Source organism: Sorangium sp. So ce176 (assembly GCF_051519835.1).
GTDB classification, from domain to species: domain Bacteria; phylum Myxococcota_A; class Polyangia; order Polyangiales; family Polyangiaceae; genus Sorangium; species Sorangium cellulosum_G.
Window position 1 is genome coordinate 3,906,198 of the sequence record NZ_CP150371.1, and the last position, 15,526, is coordinate 3,921,723.

Annotated in this window: 8 protein-coding genes; 3 read left to right on the forward strand and 5 right to left on the reverse strand. The window is 72.4% G+C overall.

The features are described 5' to 3' along the window. Positions 1–7 precede the first annotated feature (7 nt). Both WMF42_RS14740 and WMF42_RS14745 read right to left on the reverse strand, forming a co-directional pair. A complete protein-coding gene (locus WMF42_RS14740) occupies positions 8–1,432 on the reverse strand; it encodes a pyridoxal phosphate-dependent aminotransferase (RefSeq protein ID WP_233561021.1) in 1,425 nt (474 codons plus the stop codon). Positions 1,433–1,496: 64 nt separating this feature from the next. Next, positions 1,497–3,317 (reverse strand): hypothetical protein, encoded by a 1,821-nt coding sequence (locus WMF42_RS14745; protein ID WP_061605762.1) that lies wholly within the window; start codon positions 3,315–3,317, stop codon positions 1,497–1,499. 585 nt (positions 3,318–3,902) lie between these two features. Between WMF42_RS14745 and WMF42_RS14750 the strand changes: the two genes are divergently transcribed. The 3 genes from WMF42_RS14750 (at position 3,903) to WMF42_RS14760 (ending at position 6,836) form a co-directional block, all read left to right on the forward strand. Then, positions 3,903–4,403 carry a hypothetical protein gene (locus WMF42_RS14750; protein ID WP_155798002.1) on the forward strand — a complete coding sequence of 167 codons (501 nt, stop codon included), beginning with the start codon at positions 3,903–3,905 and terminating at the stop codon, positions 4,401–4,403. 898 nt (positions 4,404–5,301) lie between these two features. Further along, positions 5,302–5,865 (forward strand): hypothetical protein, encoded by a 564-nt coding sequence (locus WMF42_RS14755; RefSeq protein WP_061605764.1) that lies wholly within the window; start codon positions 5,302–5,304, stop codon positions 5,863–5,865. Positions 5,866–5,918: 53 nt separating this feature from the next. Beyond that, complete coding sequence (locus WMF42_RS14760; RefSeq protein ID WP_437692540.1) at positions 5,919–6,836, forward strand: isoaspartyl peptidase/L-asparaginase; 918 nt, start codon at positions 5,919–5,921, stop codon at positions 6,834–6,836. Positions 6,837–6,929: 93 nt separating this feature from the next. Here WMF42_RS14760 and WMF42_RS14765 read toward each other — a convergent pair whose 3' ends face one another. The 3 genes from WMF42_RS14765 to WMF42_RS14775 all read right to left on the reverse strand — a co-directional run bounded on the left by WMF42_RS14765 (position 6,930) and on the right by WMF42_RS14775 (position 15,482). Beyond that, positions 6,930–10,211 (reverse strand): kelch repeat-containing protein, encoded by a 3,282-nt coding sequence (locus tag WMF42_RS14765; RefSeq protein ID WP_437692542.1) that lies wholly within the window; start codon positions 10,209–10,211, stop codon positions 6,930–6,932. 189 nt (positions 10,212–10,400) lie between these two features. Then, on the reverse strand, positions 10,401–13,598 hold the full coding sequence (locus WMF42_RS14770; RefSeq protein WP_437692543.1) for a kelch repeat-containing protein: 3,198 nt from the start codon (positions 13,596–13,598) through the stop codon (positions 10,401–10,403). 39 nt (positions 13,599–13,637) lie between these two features. After that, positions 13,638–15,482 carry a PEGA domain-containing protein gene (locus tag WMF42_RS14775; RefSeq protein ID WP_061605769.1) on the reverse strand — a complete coding sequence of 615 codons (1,845 nt, stop codon included), beginning with the start codon at positions 15,480–15,482 and terminating at the stop codon, positions 13,638–13,640. Between the last annotated feature and the right edge of the window lie 44 nt (positions 15,483–15,526).

The window sequence follows — 15,526 nt, forward strand, 5'->3', positions numbered from 1 at the left end:
GCCGGTGTCAGGCCCGGCGACGCTCGCCTACCATGCGCTCGAGCCGCCCGAGCGCCCGTACGAGGACCTCCTCGCTCGGGCCGAACGAGAAGCGGACGTGATGCCGGAACCGCGACGGCCGCCCCGCCCGCCGCTTGCCCGGGTTGACGTCGAAGAACTCGCCCGGCACGACGATGATCCGCTCCCCGAGGGCCGCCCGGAAGAAGCCGTGCCCGTCGGAGAGCCCCGGGGGCAGATCGGCGACCGACCCCCAGACGTAGAACGTGCCCTCGGGCTCCGCGTCGATTGTCACGCCGAGCTTGCGCAGCCCGGCGATCAGGAGCTCGCGCTTGCGCGAGAAGGCCCGGTGGATGGCCGTCGTCTCGGCGCGGGTGTGCTCGATGGTGAGCAGCTCTGCCGCGGCGCGCTGCATCGGCTTCGAGCCGCCGCCGTCGAGGAAGCTGCCGGCGCTCGCGACCGCCTCGATGACCTCGCGCGGCCCGAGCGTCCAGGTGACGCGCCAGCCAGGGTAGCGCCAGTTCTTCGTCAGCCCATCGAAGAGCACCACCGGATCGCGGTCGACCTCCTCGACGTAGCGCGCGGCGCTCTCCATCGGCGCCACGTCGCCCATCCCGTAGACGTAGTGCGAGTAGAATTCGTCGAGCAAGAGCGCGCAATCGAGCTCCTTTGCGGTGCGGACCCAGGCGGCGAGCTCCTCGCCGCGCACGTGCTTTCCGGTCGGGTTGCACGGGTTCGAGGCGAGGATCGCGCTCAGCCCGCGGCCCAGGATCTCGCGGCGGAGGTCGCCGACCGAGAACGAGTAGCCCCGCTCGCCCTCGAGCAGGATCGGGATCGGCGAGAACAACCGGAAGACGTCGAGCAGCTCCTCGTACGCGGTGTAGTCGGGCAGGAAATGGCCGAGGTTGATCTGCCCGAGCGCCGCCGCGGCGCGGGTGAGGGCGATGCGGCCCCCGCCCGACACGGCGACGTTCTCGGCTGTGTAGCGCGACGGCATGCCCCGCCGGTACGCGCGGTTGTACAGCGAGGCGATCGCCTCGCGCAGCTCCCACAGGCCGGCCACCGGCGCGTACTCCTGGTCGTCGCCGGCGATCGGCACCGCCGCGCAGCGCTCGGGCGCGCCCGGGAGCGGGCCCGTCTCGGGCTGCCCTTGCCCCAGGTTGCACCAGCCGTCCGCGCCCTCGTCGGCGCCCGGCCCGGAGGGACCCGCGGACGCGGGGTCCCGACCCGGATTGAACCCCAGGCGCGCGGCCTCGGTCGTCACGTAGATGACGCCCGTCCGCGGCACCTTCCGGAAGGCGTGGACAGCCCGCTCGTCGGCGCGCCGGGGCGGCCTGTTCTCCCGGTCGGCCGGCGCCCCCGGGTCGCTCGGGCGCGCGTCGTCTCCCTGGAGGTCGCCGGGCTCTTCTGGATGCTCTCGCACTACGTCCGTCATTGTTCGCTTCCAGGCATCACGGGGGTGCGCTGTCGAGGTCTCCCAGCGCGGAGGGGCGAGCGCCTCAGGCCTGCTGGGCGGCAGGCTTTCCGCCGTCCGCCACCGCGGGCTCGACGCGCCGACCCCACGGCACCGGCTTACCCGAGAACAGGCAAAGCAGGTAGTAGCAGAAGGCGAGTGAGACAGCGGTCAGCGCCGTGTACTTGTCGTCGTTATAGTGAAACGTGATCCAGATGAACTGGCTGAGCGCGGCCAGGCCGAACAGGGGCACCTCGATCTGCCGTTTCAGCCGGGTGAGCGGCGCGCTCAGGATCATGAAGGAGTAGTAATAACAGGTGAGCTGCGAGAGCAGGATGATGAAGATCTGGGCCAGGCACTGGGCCACCCAGAGCGAGCGGATCCGCCGGCACACGTAGACGAAGGCGGCCAGGCTCGCCGCGATGATCCCGTAAGCGACCCAGCGGTATTTCGCGTAGCGCTCGTTGCGCATCCGCTTCCAGACCTCGAACGGGTCGACGAGCTTCGTGTCCTTCGTGTACTTCATCCGGCCGGACTCGACGCCGGTCCCGGGCTTGTGGCCGACGAGCACGCGCAGGCCCATGTGGTTGGTCAGCGGCGTCTGGTCGTGCACCTTGAGCGTGTGCTCGTAGAACTGCACGTACGAGTCCTTGCCGGAGACCTTCATGCTCACCGGGATGAGCACGGCCGCCGCAAGGACGCCCCCGATCAGCACCTGCACGTGCGACCTCGCCATGCGCTTGTGGCGGACGAGGTGAATCCCCGCGACCGTCAGCCAGCCGATCACGGGCAGGCCCGGGAAGATGCGCAGGAGACCGGCGTAGACCATGCTCGCGCCGGCCAGCTTGAAGTACCGCTTGCGGATGAGGCAGGCCGACAGGACGAGGTAGAAGAGCCAGTCCTGCCGGAGGAACGCGCCGCCGGTCCAGTAGAACGGCGCTGACGACTGGCAGCCCCAGAAGATCGCAGCGACAGCGAAGACCCGCCACCCGAAGGCCCAGAAGAGGGCGGCGAACATCCCGAGCAGATAGAAAATATCGAAGCTGGCGAGGAACTGGAGGTAGCGCGTGCTGGCCGGCTGGAGGTCCGCCCAGAATTTGCCCATGATCGTCCAGACCGGCGGCGGGTTGTAGCCGTGGTCCTTCTGCATGTCCTCCCAGTAGCCCTTGTCCGAGGACGTCCGGAAGAACTGGACGTCGGCCTTGAACGCCTCCCAGCGCTCCGGGGCGAAGTGCGCCTTGCAGACCTCCGGTTTGCCGAGGACCTCGCTCGCCGGCATGAGGAGATTATCGCCGCCGAGGTTCCGGATCTTCTTGTCTGGATGGCGGACCTCCTTCGCCATGTCCAGCTTGACTTGCCGCCCGGTGTCCTCGTTCGTGTACGTGACGAGCCCGAGCTCGTCCTGCGCGATCAGCGCGCACTTGTAGAGGCCGTCGTACCCCATCTCGGGGAAGTACTTGGCCCCCATGTAGTAATGGAACTGATCCCAGCGGTGGTAATACTTGGGATAGCCGAAGCGGAAGCCGTTGAAGTAGCAGAGGATGGCGGCGATCCCGAGCGCCACGCCGACGAACCGCTTCCAGCGCTCGGCGATCGGCCGGCGCATCCCGGCGCGCTGCGTCTCGTAGAAGACGCAGAGCGCCGCGCCCATCGCGATCAGCACCTTCGCCAGGTCCACGGCGCGGGCGTGCTCGTCGATGTACCGGTGCAGACCATAGAAGAACAGCGCGACGCCGCCGGCGACCGTGACGTAGCGCGCCAGCACGCGGGAGCGCGCCGGGGTGAACGAGTTGAGCGCGTACGCGACGGCAAAGAACGCGGCGAGGGCGGCGACGATCTCGATGATTTCTTGTGACGTGAGCTTCATGGCCTGCGTGTCGGATCGGGATCGGGGGTGACGCGGCGGGCGCGCCGGCGGGCCTCTGCGACGGTTGCCACCGCGGCGCCCGGCGGCGGGCGCTGCCGCCGCCGCCCCGACCCGCGGAGGCGGGCTGGAGCGCGTCGGTAGGGGCGGTGCCGTAGGTGCAAAACGCACCCCGTCCCGGACGGGCTCCACAGGGGAGGCGGGGCCACCTTAGCCGAAATCCAGGGAGTGTGGCGTTCTCGTTGAAGGGGGCGTGGGGAACTGCAGGCGACCGCAAGGAACTGCGAGGAACTGCGGGTGCGAGCACAGCAGGGCGCCGCGGAACCGACAGGAAGAGCAAGGAACCGTCGGGAACGGCCAGGCGCGCCTTGAGCCGCCAGGAACAGCGGGAACAGCGGGAACTCACAGCAGGAACAGCCGGGGACACCCGGGGACACCCGGGAACACCCGGGAACAGTGGGGAACAGCAGGGAACAGCGAGCGCACCCAGGTGCCGCGTGTGGCCAGGGCGGAGCCGTGTCAGTTCGACGTGCTGCGCAATTGAGCGGGCTTCCTCCGCAGAGCAGAGCTCGTGTATCGTCTCCCTTCGTGTCGAACGACAGTTTCTCTTCCGCTTCCTCGGGGGGCTCCGAGCGCGAGGGGGCTCGTGGTCCCTACGGCTTTGTCGTCCGAGTCGACGGCGCGCCGCCGCTCTGGTGCCGGGAGGTGCGGGGTTTCCACCGCGCCGCGGTGGCAGCGGCCGATCCCGACGCGATGCCGCCCGCCCAGCTCGTGCTCGTCGGCCTCGACGAGGCCACGCGCGCGTGGCTCGCGACGTGGGCGGAGGACAGCGAGCGCGTGCGGCGCACGCTGACGATCCGCAGGCTGCTCGACGACCGGGAAGCCACCGCTGTCGTGACGCTGGCGTCCTACGGCTACGGCGTCGAGACAGCGCTCGCCGTCGAGTCGGTGGTGGTGCCGGCGGGCGAGGGGCCGGCGGCCATCCTGCGCAGCGGCGTGCACACGAAGGAAGAGATCGACGCGATGCTCGCGGTCCTCGCCACGGCGCTGCCGGAGGGCGAGGAGACGAGCTGGTTCGTGCACATGTAGCAGGCGCGTCATCGGCCTCGCGCCCCGCCCCCCGCGCCCCGCGCCCCGCGCCCCGCCGCGCAGCGCCACGGATCCCGCCGCGGCGCTGCCGGTCTCGTACGTTCCTTCGGTTCCGTCGGTTCCGTCGCGCGCGCTCTGCGCGTCCTCCCGTTCGACCGCTCTGCTTCTCTTCAAGCTGCGCTGCGCGGCTGCCGTCTGGCCGCTCCGGCAGCCGCGCCAGCGGAGGTGAGAGCCGGAGAAAAAGGAAGTGAATCACTTTGCATGTTTCGGTGCGTGAGCCCCTTGCTCGCCTGAACAGCGGTGATAGGCTGGTCCTCGGCTTCGGACGGAGCGTCAGCTCCAGGATGGTCCTGCCGCGGAGCACCGTGGTACCGAGGTCGATACCAGATCGGCGGGCTCTCCGCTGATCCGCAATCGAACACCCTTGCCATGCCGGACGATCTCGTTCGATCCGGCGCGGGGTGCCGGCACGCCGGAGGAGGGATGGACACCATGCACAGTACCAGTGGCTCTTCTATACCGGAGGCTGGGAACAGCTGACCCTCGTGGAGCGTGACGCAGGGCCATCGGGGCCTTGCGAGACGCGTCCGCGCTCGGCCAGGTCCGGCGCCTAGCAACCTGTTGACAGCCATCGCGACCTCCGCGAGGCCGGCAGAGAGAGAATCGTGGAAGACTCAGGTCTTCCGGAGACGGTTCTCACCGGTGCTCCGGGGTCGATCGCTCGTCGCGATGGGGCAGGGGAGGCGCCGCACAGGCGGGATCAAGCGGGGTCCAGAAGGCCTCCGGTAGAGGCCCACGGGACGGGTCGGGTGCAAGCGAAGCACCCGACCCGTTTTTATTTCCATTGCCAGCGCGCGCTTTTTTGTCCTGCGCCGCGCCTGTCTGGTAGGCGGCGTCCATGCGGATGCTGCTGCTGATCGCGGTGCTGCCGGCGTTGCCTGCGCTCTCTGGGTGCGTCGAGGCGTTCGGGGACCAGGCCGCCGGCGAGCCGGGGACGGCGCTCGGCGCGTTCCACGTGGTCGCGACGCAGACGTCGAACACGTGCGGCGAGGGGGCGCTCGGCGCGGCGCGCCTCTGGGAGTTCGACGTCGAGCTCGCGCGCGACGAGGGCGCGCTGTACTGGGACAACGGCGCCAGCGTCGTCGAGGGCGTCCTCGACGACGACGACGAGAGCTTCTCGATCGAGGCGCGCGTCGTGGTTGACATGCGCGGGGGCGACATGCCGCCGGGGCCGCCCTGCTCGGTCGCGCGGCGCGACCGAGCGCGCGGAGAGCTCCGCGGCGTGGACGACGACATCGCGCGCTTCGAGGCGAGGATGACCTACGAGTTTGCGCCCACGACGGGCTCGCGCTGCGAGGATCTCGTGGCCGGCGAGCTCAGCGTCGCGCCGGTGTTCGCGGCGCTGCCGTGCGGGATGACCTACGATCTCGAGGCGAAGCGGAGCGCCCGTCCGCCCGAGTGAGCGGCGGCGGAGCGTGGACCTCCGGGCGCGCGTCGCGCTAGGGTGCCGCGACCGTGAAGCACGTCATCCATCATCTGGGCGGGCGCGGCGGACAGCGCTCCATCCTGGTCCACGGCGGCGCGGGCAACGTCGCCCCCGAGCGGCGGCCGCTGCACGCGGCGGGGTGCCTCCGCGCCGCGCGCGAGGGGGCGCGCGTGCTGGCGGAGGGCGGCAGCGCGCTCGACGCGGTCGAGCGCGCTGTGCGCGTCCTGGAGGACGATCCGCTCTTCAACGCGGGCACGGGCGCGTGCCTCAACGAGGAGGGCCACATCGAGCTCGACGCGTCGATCATGGAGGGCCGCGGGCTGCGCGCCGGCGCGGTCTGCGCGCTGGCAGATTTCGCCGAGCCGATCGCGATCGCGCGCGCGGCGCTGGAGGACGGCCGCCACGTGCTCTACGCCGCGCACGGCGCCGCGAGGTTCGCGCGGATGAAGGGGTTCACGCCCGTGGGCGAGGCAGCGCTCATCACCGAGGCCGCGCGGGAGGCGCTCGCCGCCGCCCAGCAGGGCGCGGGCCGCGCGACCTCCTGGGCGGGCAGCACGGTCGGGGCGGTGGCGCGGGACGCGAGCGGGCTCACCGCCGCGGCGACGAGCACGGGCGGCACGGTGAACAAGCGGGTCGGGCGGGTCGGCGACTCGCCGCTCATCGGCGCGGGCACGTACGCCGACGACGAGGCCGGCGCCGTGTCCACGACCGGCCACGGCGAGGGGATGATCCGGCTCGCGGTGGCGCACTCGGCCGCGGAGCGGATGCGCGCCGGCAGCAGCGCGGTCGACGCGGCGCGGGAGATCATCGCGCACCTCGCCGAGCGGCTCGACATGACCGGCGGCGTCATCACCATCGACAGCGACGGGCGGTTCGGGCTGGCGCGCTCCACGGCGACGATGTCATGGGCGGCGGCCGGAGACTGGGGTGAGGAGAGCGGGGTGTAAAATGTCTTTGCAAAGTGCATTCTGGCCCTGCTGCACCTGAGCGGCGAGCTCCGGGCGTACGCCCCGCAATGAGGGGGCGCCGGTCCGGCGCCGCTATGCGCGGCGCCGGCGCAGCGCCATGGAGGCGGCGGCGAGCAGCAGCAGGCCGAGCTCCGCGGGCGCGCGTCGCGTGAGCTCCGCTGCGGCGGGGGTGGCGAGATGGCAGCCGCCCCCGTCGAGGAATCCGCTGCTCGGCGGCGGCAGGACGCAGTCGCGCCCATCGCAGACATAGCCGTCGACGCAGTCGCGAACCGAGGAGCAGGGCTTGGCCTGGCGCCCATTTCGGGGCGAGCACGCGAAGGGGGCATAGTCGGGGTGCAGCGATGTGCAGACGCCATCTGCGGAGGCGCCCCGGTGATCCGAGCACGCCTCGCAGAGATAGACGTTGCAGGTCCGGTCGCAGCAGACGCCGTCCGCGCAAAAGCCGCTCTGGCATTCGATGGCCGCCGTGCAGATGCTGCCGTTCGGCATCGGCTGAAACACCTCGGCGCCGATCGGATGATTCGGAAGGTGGGTGCCGCCTCCGGAGACGAGCACTCGCCCGTCCGGTAACAGCGTGGCGGCATGCCCGCGGCGGGCGTCGAGCATGGACGCGATGAGCGACCACGTGTTGGTCGTTGGATCGAACGCCTCGGCGCTACCGGGATGGATCGCCACGGAGAGATCGCTGCCGCCGGTGACGAGCACCAGCCCCTCCGGCAGAAGCGTGACGCTGTGTCCGATGCGGCCATGGTGCATGGGCGCGAGGGGTACCCACGTGCCGAAGGCCGGGTCGAGCGCCTCGACGGCGTCGAGCGCTCCCTGATCGCCGTAGCCGCCGGTGACGAGCACCCGCCCGTCCGGCAGCAGCGTCGCCCTGTGCTCCGCGCGGGCGGAGATCAGGGGCCCGATGGGCACCCAGCCGCCGGAGGCCGGGTCGAATACCTCGGCGCTGTTGATCGCGCCCTGAGCGCCGTAGCCGCCGGCGACGAGCACCCGCCCGTCCGGCAGCAGCGTGGCGGTATGAGCGGACCGGGGGATCGTCATGGACTCGAGGGGCAGCCACTGGCTGGAGGCCGGGTCGAGCGTCTCGACGGTATCGAGCGCTCCCCGAGCGCCGTGGCCGCCGGCGACGAGCACCCGCCCGTCCGGCAGTAGCGTGGCGGTGTGGTGCTGGCGGGCCGCGCTCAGGGAGTCGACGGGTGACCACCTCTCGGTGGCGGGGTCGAACACCTCGACGGTGTTTTCCAGCGTGCCCATGTCGACGACGGTTCGACCACCGCCGGCGACGAGCACCCGCCCATCCGGCAACGGCGTGGCGGTGTGCCCCATGCGGACCGCGCTCAGGGAGTCGAGGGGCGACCACGCGCCGAAGGCCGGGTCGAACACCTCGGCGCTGTCGAGCGCTCGTTCAACGTCGAGCCCGCTGACAAGGCCTCCGGCGACGAGCACCCGCCCGTCCGGCAGCGGCGTGGCGGTATGCCCGGCGCGCGCGGCTGTCGGGGGCTCGACCGACCGCCAGACGCTGGAAGCCGGGTCGAACACCTCGACGCTGTCGAGCACTGCTTGATGGCCACCACCTCCGGCGACGAGCACCCGTCCATCCGGCAGCGACGTGGAGGTGTGCCCATGGCGGGCGGTGACCATGGGGTCGAGCGGCAACCACGCGCCGGAGGCCGGGTCGTACACCTCGGCGCGATCGAGCACGCCGTCCTCATAAGAGTAGCCCCCGGCGACGAGCACCCGATCGTCCGCCATCGATTCGGCTGTGTGCAGGTAGCGGGCGGTGCTCATGGACGCGACGGATGCCCAGCCGCCCGAGGCCGGGTCGAACACCTCGGCGCTGGCGAGCACTCTCTCGAGATCACCACCGCCGATGACGAGCACCCGTCCGTCCGGCAGCGACGCCGCGGAGTGCCCGTAGCGGGCGGTGCTCATGGATGCGACGGATGTCCACGTGCCGAAGGCCGGGTCGAACACCTCGGCGGCGGCGAGCACTTCTCCAGGGGCATAGCCGCCGACGACCAGCACCCGCCCGTCGGGCAGCGGCGTCGCGGTGTGCGCGTGGCGGGCGGTGTTCATGGACGCGACGGATGTCCACGTGCCCGAGGCGGGGTCGAACACCTCGGCGGCGGCGAGCGCCTCTCCAGGGGCATGGCCGCCGGCGGCGAGCACCCGCCCGTCGGGCAGCAGCGTCGCGGAGTGCCTCGAGCGCGCGGTGCTCATGGACGCGACGGGTGACCACGTGTCCTCGGCCGGGTCGAACACCGCGGCGGTGGCGAACGGTTCCTCGTCGTACGGTTGCGCATGAGCGCTGCCGCCGGCGACGAGCACCCGGCCGTCCCGGAGTCGCGTGGCGGTGTGTTCAACGCGAGCGGAGCTCACGGTCCCGAGCGATCGCCACGTATCGGAGGTCGGGTCGAACACCTGGGCGGTGCTCTCCAGCTCGTTCGCCTCGACGTCGCTCTGGCCGCCGGTGACGAGCACCCGCCCGTCGAGCAGCGGCGTGGCGGTGTGCCTGGCCCGGGCGGCGCTCATCTTCCTCTTGAGCTTCCACCGCGGATCCACGAGCACCGTCTCGCCCTCGGCCTCCACCCAGAGCTCGAGCCGCTCGCCCTCGGCGACGAGCCGCGTCCCGATCGGCCTCCCCCCGGCTGCGTACGCTGCGGGCGCGGTCACGCGGACCTGCGGCGCGCCGCGCGCGTCCGCCAGCTCGACGGCCTCGCCCTGCTGGCGCAGCATCGCGCCGTCGACGTGCCAGCTGGCCACGGGCGCGTCGCGCCGCACCGCGCGCGGCTCGAGCAGCAGCCACTCTTCGTAGCCGTCTTCGAGGGCGGTCCAGAACGAGGTGCCGCCCGCGCGCGGATAGGCGATGGCGTTCTCGGCGGCGGCGCCCTCGCCCGCCGCGCCGAGCTCCCGCACCCGCGCCTCGGAGCCGTCGCCCAGGGGGAGGCGGAGGGCGCCGTCGCCGTGCATGGGGAAGCGGGGGCGCGGAGCGGCCTCACCGGGCCGGTCCTCGGGCGCTTCGAAGGAGCGCACGGGCTCGAACGAACCGCGCGCCGCGGTGAAGGCGAACGGGCCTTGGAGGATGGCGTCTGCCTGCTCGGGGAACTGTCGCCGCAGGGCGCGCGCGTCGAGCGGATCGGCGATCTCGCTGCAGCCGAGCAGCACGGCGAGCACGCCCGTCCAGAAGAGCGCCAGCGTCCGCAGGCCGGGATGGCGCGTCGAACCCGCGATGGGCATATCGAATCTCCCTCTCCTCCTGTCAGTAAAGGTCCTAACGAGCTCCGATCCCCGGTGCGACAGTGAGGAACACGGGGCCAGTGAGCCTCTCCTCCGGGAACGTCCCGTAGCCATCGGGCCCCGCGGCCACGACCTGGCGCGCGTCCCACGCCGATCGCCGCAGGCTGACGAGCACGGGCAGCGCGACGCCCGCGTTCAGCTGGAGGTGCCGGCCGAGCGGCAGGCCGATCCGCTCCTCGGGTCGCGCGCCAGCGTCACGCGCGCGACCTCCGTCTGATCGCGGGCGTCGCGCCGCCGAGGCCGTCATCTGCGGCGCCGGCGCAGCGCCGCCGAGACGGCGGCGAGCGTCAGCAGGCCGAGCTCCGCGGGCACGCGCGCCGCCGGCCCCGCGGCCGTCGCGATGGCGAGGTGGCAGCCGCCCTTGTCGAGGAACCCGCCGCTCTGCGGCGGCAGGACGCACTCGCCCTCGACATCGCAGACGAAGCCCTCAGCGCAGTGGTGGACCGACTTGCAGGGCCTCGTTGGTTCCCCGGTCTGCGGCGAGCAGGCGAAGGGCAGGTAATCGGGGTGCAGCGACGTGCAAACGCCGTCGGCGGAGGCGCCCCGGAGCGTCGAGCACGCTTCGCAGAGATAGACGTCGCAGACCCGCTCGCAGCAGACGCCGTCGGTGCAGTGGCCGCTGCTGCATTCGACGTCCGCAGCGCAGGGGCTGCCGTCCGACATCGGGCGGAAGAGGACGACGCTGTCGAGCGCTCCTTCATCGCCGCCGCCGGCCACGAGAACCCCGCCATCCTTCAGCAGCGTGGTGCTGTGCCAGTACAGGCCCAGGGGCAGGGGCTCGAGAGGGAACCACGTCCCGGAGGACGGATCGAACGCCTCGACGGTGTGCGGCTGCAGGGTGAAGGCCTGTATGTTGGCGCCGCCCACGACGAGCACCCGCCCGTCCGGCAGCAGCGTCGCTGTGTGATCGATGCGGGCGGTGTGCATGGACCCGAGGGGCAGCCACCTGCCGGAGTCCGGGATGAACACCTCGGCGCTGTCGAGATCGCCCGCGGAGTCGAAGCCGCCGGCGACGAGCACCCGTCCGTCCGGCAGCAGCGTCGCGGTGTGCTTCGAACGCGCTGAGGTCATGGCCCCGAGGGGCAGCCACCCGCCAGAAGCCGGATCGAACACCTCGGCGCCGTCGAGCATTCCATCAGGGCCATAGCCGCCCGCGACGAGCACCTGCCCGTTCAGCAGCAGCGTCGCCGTGTGCATCTGTCGCGGAGCGAGCATGGGCTCGACGAGCATCCACCTGCCTGAAGCGGGATCGTACAGCTCGGCGCTGTCCAGAAATCCGGTTCCATTTCGAATGCGGCCGCCGGCGACGAGCACCCGTCCATCCTGCAGCAGCGTCGCGGTATGCGAGTACCGGGCGATGTTCATGGGGCTGGCCGGCTGCCAGGTGCCGGAGCCCGGGTCGAACAGCTCGGCGTGAGTCAGCGATCGCAGCTCACCCGATTGGTCATCGACGGTCTCGGAACCGCCGGCGACGAGCACCCGTCCGTCCTGCAGCAACGTTGCCGTGTGCTGGGTCCGGACCTGACCGATGGGGCCGACGACGTGCCAGGTGCCGGAGTCCGGGTCGAACACCTCGGTGACGTCGACGAGCCCTCCGGGGTGTGGGCCGCCGGAAACGCCCGTTCCGGCGGCGACGAGCACCCGTCCGTCCTGCAGCAGCGTCGCTGTGTGCTCCTGCCGAGCGATGTGCAGCGGGGCGACCGACCGCCACATGCCCACGTCCGGGTCGAGCAGCTCGGCGTCGTCGATCGTTCCATGCACGGAGCCGCCGGCGACGAGCACCCGCCCATCCGGCAGCAGCGCCGCTGCGTGCTTGGCCCGGGACCTCTGCAGGGACTGGAGCGATAGCCACCTGCCGGAGCCCGGGTCGAACACCTCGACGCCGTCGAGCGACCCTTCAGGGCCGTGGCCGCCGGCGACCAGAGGCCGCCCGTCCGGCAGCAGCGTCGCCGTGTGGTCGGCGCGGGCGGCGGCCATGGGCCTGACGGCGACCCATGTCCCCGAGCCCGGGTCGAACAGCTCGGCGCTGTTGAGCACGCCCTCAGGACCAGCGCCGCCGGCGACGAGGACCCGCCCGTCCGGCAGCAGGGTCGCCGTGTGCGTGGTGCGGGCGGCGAGCATGGGAGGCAGCGGGGACCACCTGCCCGAGCTCGGGTCGAACAGCTCGGCGCTGTCGAGCACGCCGTCGGCGCCTTCGCCGCCGGCGACGAGGACCCGCCCGTCCGGCAGCAGCGTCGCCGTGTGCGCCGTGCGGGCGGCGAGCATGGGCTGCAGCGTGGACCACCTGCCGGAGCTCGGGTCGAACAGCTCGGCGCTGTCGAGCGCTCCTTCAGGGCCGTAGCCGCCGGCGACGAAAATCCGTCCGTCCGACAGCAGCGTGGCCGTGTGATCGGCGCGGGCAGCGTTCATGGGATGTCCGGTGGACCACCCGCTTGCCTGGCCGGAGTCCGGGTCGAACACCTCGATGCTGTCGAGCGCTCCTTCGAGATCCGGGGCGGCGGTATCGCCCTCGGTGCCGCCGGTATCGCCGCCGATGACGAGGACCCGCCCGTCCGGCAGCAGCGTGGCCGTGTGATCGGCGCGGGCGGCGCTCATCGACCCCTGGACCGACCATTCGCCCGAGGCCGGGTCGAACAGCTCGGCGCTGTCGTGCGCGCTCCAGCGATGATAGCCGCCGACGACGAGGACCCGCCCGTCCGGCAGCGGCGTCGCCGTATGTCGGTAGCGGGGGGAGTTCATCTCTCTGACGGGCCTCCACCGCGGATCCACCAGCACTGTCTCGCCCTCGGCCTCCACCCACAGCTCGATCTGCCCCCCCCGGGCGACGAGGCGTGCGTCGACCGGCCTTCCTCCTGCCGCGTACGCCTCGGGCGCCGTGACGCGGAGCTGCGGTATTCCGCGCGCGTCCGCCAGCTCCACGGCCGCGCCGTCCTGGCGCAGCGCTGCGCCGTCGACCTGCCAGGCGGCGACGGGCGCGTCGCGCCGCACAGCGCTCGGCTCGAGCAGCAGCCACTCCTCGTAGCCGTCGTCCTCCAGGGCGGCCCAGAACGACGCTCCGCCCTTCCGCGGATAGGCCACCGCGTTCTCCGCGACAGCGGCCTCGCCCGCGGCGCCGAGCTCCCGCACGAGGGCCTCGGCGCCGTCGGGCAGCGGGAAGCGAAGGGCGCCGTCGCCGCGCTGCGGGAAGCGCGGGCGCAGACCGGCCTCGCCGTGCACGTCGGCCTGCCCGTCGGTCTGCGCGTTGGGCGGCCGCAGCGCCTCGAACCCGTCGCCTGCCAGGGTGAAGGCGAAAGGGCCTTGAAGGACGGCGTCCGCCTGCTCCGGGAACTGCCGGCGCAGCGCGCGCGCGTCCATCGGACCTTCGACCTCGCTGCAGCCGAGCAGCAGGGCCAGCATGGCACTCCAGAAGACCGCCAGCATCCACGAGCCGGCACGGCGCATCGAACCCTCCGCGAGCATCTCGACCTCTCTCCAGGCAGCTCAGTAGAACTCGTAACGAGCGCCGATCCCGGGCGCGATCGTCAGGACCACGGGGCCGGTGAGCCGCTCTGCCGGGAACTGCCCGCGGCCGTCGGTCCCCGCGGGCACGACCTGACCCGCGTCCCACCGCGCCTGCCGGCGATCGACGAGCAGGGGCAGGGCCACGCTGGCGGTCACCTGGACGCGCCGGCCGAGCGACCATCCGAGCCGCACCTCGGGGGTCGCGTAGAAGAAGAGGGCCGGGTGCTTCTGGACGTAGGGACCGAGCTCGTACGGCGCGTCGCCGCTCGTCATGAACGCGCCGTTCGTCCGCTCGTCGAGGAGCGAGCCGATGAGGGCCCCGCCGCCGAGCCGGAAATGCAGCGGAACGCGGTCGGAGAGCGGCAGCGTGAGGCCGATCCACCCGCCGAGGAGCGCGCCGCGCAGCGACAGCCGATCGTCGACGGTCCCCTGGTTGTCCTCGAGGCCGACAGGCGTCACCGTCGTCGCGCGGCCTTCGAGGCGCTGCGACGCCGCCAGGTGGCCGGCCGTGACGCCGAACCCGAGGCCCATGCCGAGCTCGTAGCCGACCTGGAGCACGGCGGCGCCGCCCGTGCCGAGCGACCCCTCGCAGCTCCGGATGCACGTGCCCGCGACGCCGCCGCCGAAGCCGGGGACGAGCACGACCCTCGTGACGGCCTCGGCGACGAGGCGCGACGGGCGCGAGGGCCTGCGCCAGAAGGGCGACCCCGGGTCGCGCTCCAGCGCCACGCGCGCGACCTCGATCTGGTCGCGCCCGAGGACCACGCGGCGCGACTCGGGCAGGAACCCGGGCGCCGCGATCTCCACCTGATGCGCGCCCGCGCGCAGCCGCCCTTCCCACAGGCCTCGGCCCACGAGCACGCCGTCGATCGCCACGCTGGCGTTGACCGGCACCGGCTCGATCCGCAGCGCCGAGACGAGCTCCTCCGCCGAGAGCGTCAGCGGCACGGTCCTGTCGACCTCGACCTCGACGCGCACCGGCGCTGTGCCGAGGCGTCCGTCGCCGCGCAGCGCGACGGTGTGCTCGCCGGGCGTGAGCAGCCCTTCCCAGGGGGCCTTGGCCATGATGTTGCCGTCCACCAGCACATCCAGCGGGCGGCCCTTCTGCTCGACGACCCGCAGGCGCCCCATGCGCGAGAGCGGCCGGAGCCGCGCCTGGACGCGCGCGAGCCGGTCGCCCGCGACCTCCACGCGCTGCTCGAACGGCTCGAAGCCCTCCTTGAACACGCGCACCCAGTGGCTGCCCGAGGTGATGCGGAGCGGCGCCGACAGCGGCGCCTCGCCGCGGCGCCGCCCGTCGACAACGATCGACGCGCCCGGCTCGGCGGCGTCGATCTCGAGGATGCCGACCATCCGGCGCAGCTCGTCGAGCTGGTGCTGCGCCGCCGCCTGCGCCGCGGCGGGCAGCCGGTCGCCGAAGTCGCGCAGCAGCGCCTCGAACATCTCCAGCGCCTCGTCGTGGCGCCCGAGGTGCGTCAGGCAGAGCGCGGCGGCGCTCGTTGCGGTCCAGTTCGTGTAGAGCTGCCGCGCCGCGAGGTACTCGGCGAGGGCCCTGGCCCATTCGCGCCGGTCGTAGAAGGCGAGGCCCCTCCTGTAGTGCTCGGCGGCCCTGTCCCGTGCCGTGGGCTCGGCGGGCTGGGGCGCGTCGGCGGGCTGGGGCGCGTCGGCGGCGGGCTGGGGCGCGCCCGTGGGATGGGGCGTCTCCTGCGGCGCGGCGAGCGCGCAGGGGGCGGCGGCGAGGACGAGCCCCAGGGTCGCGACAGCGAGGAGGCGACGGCAGCGGGGACCGCGGTTGTGTTCGCGATGGGTCGGGCGAGAGGACAAGACGGGCCTCGGTCAAGGGGGGCCGGCGCGCGGCTGAAGCAGGG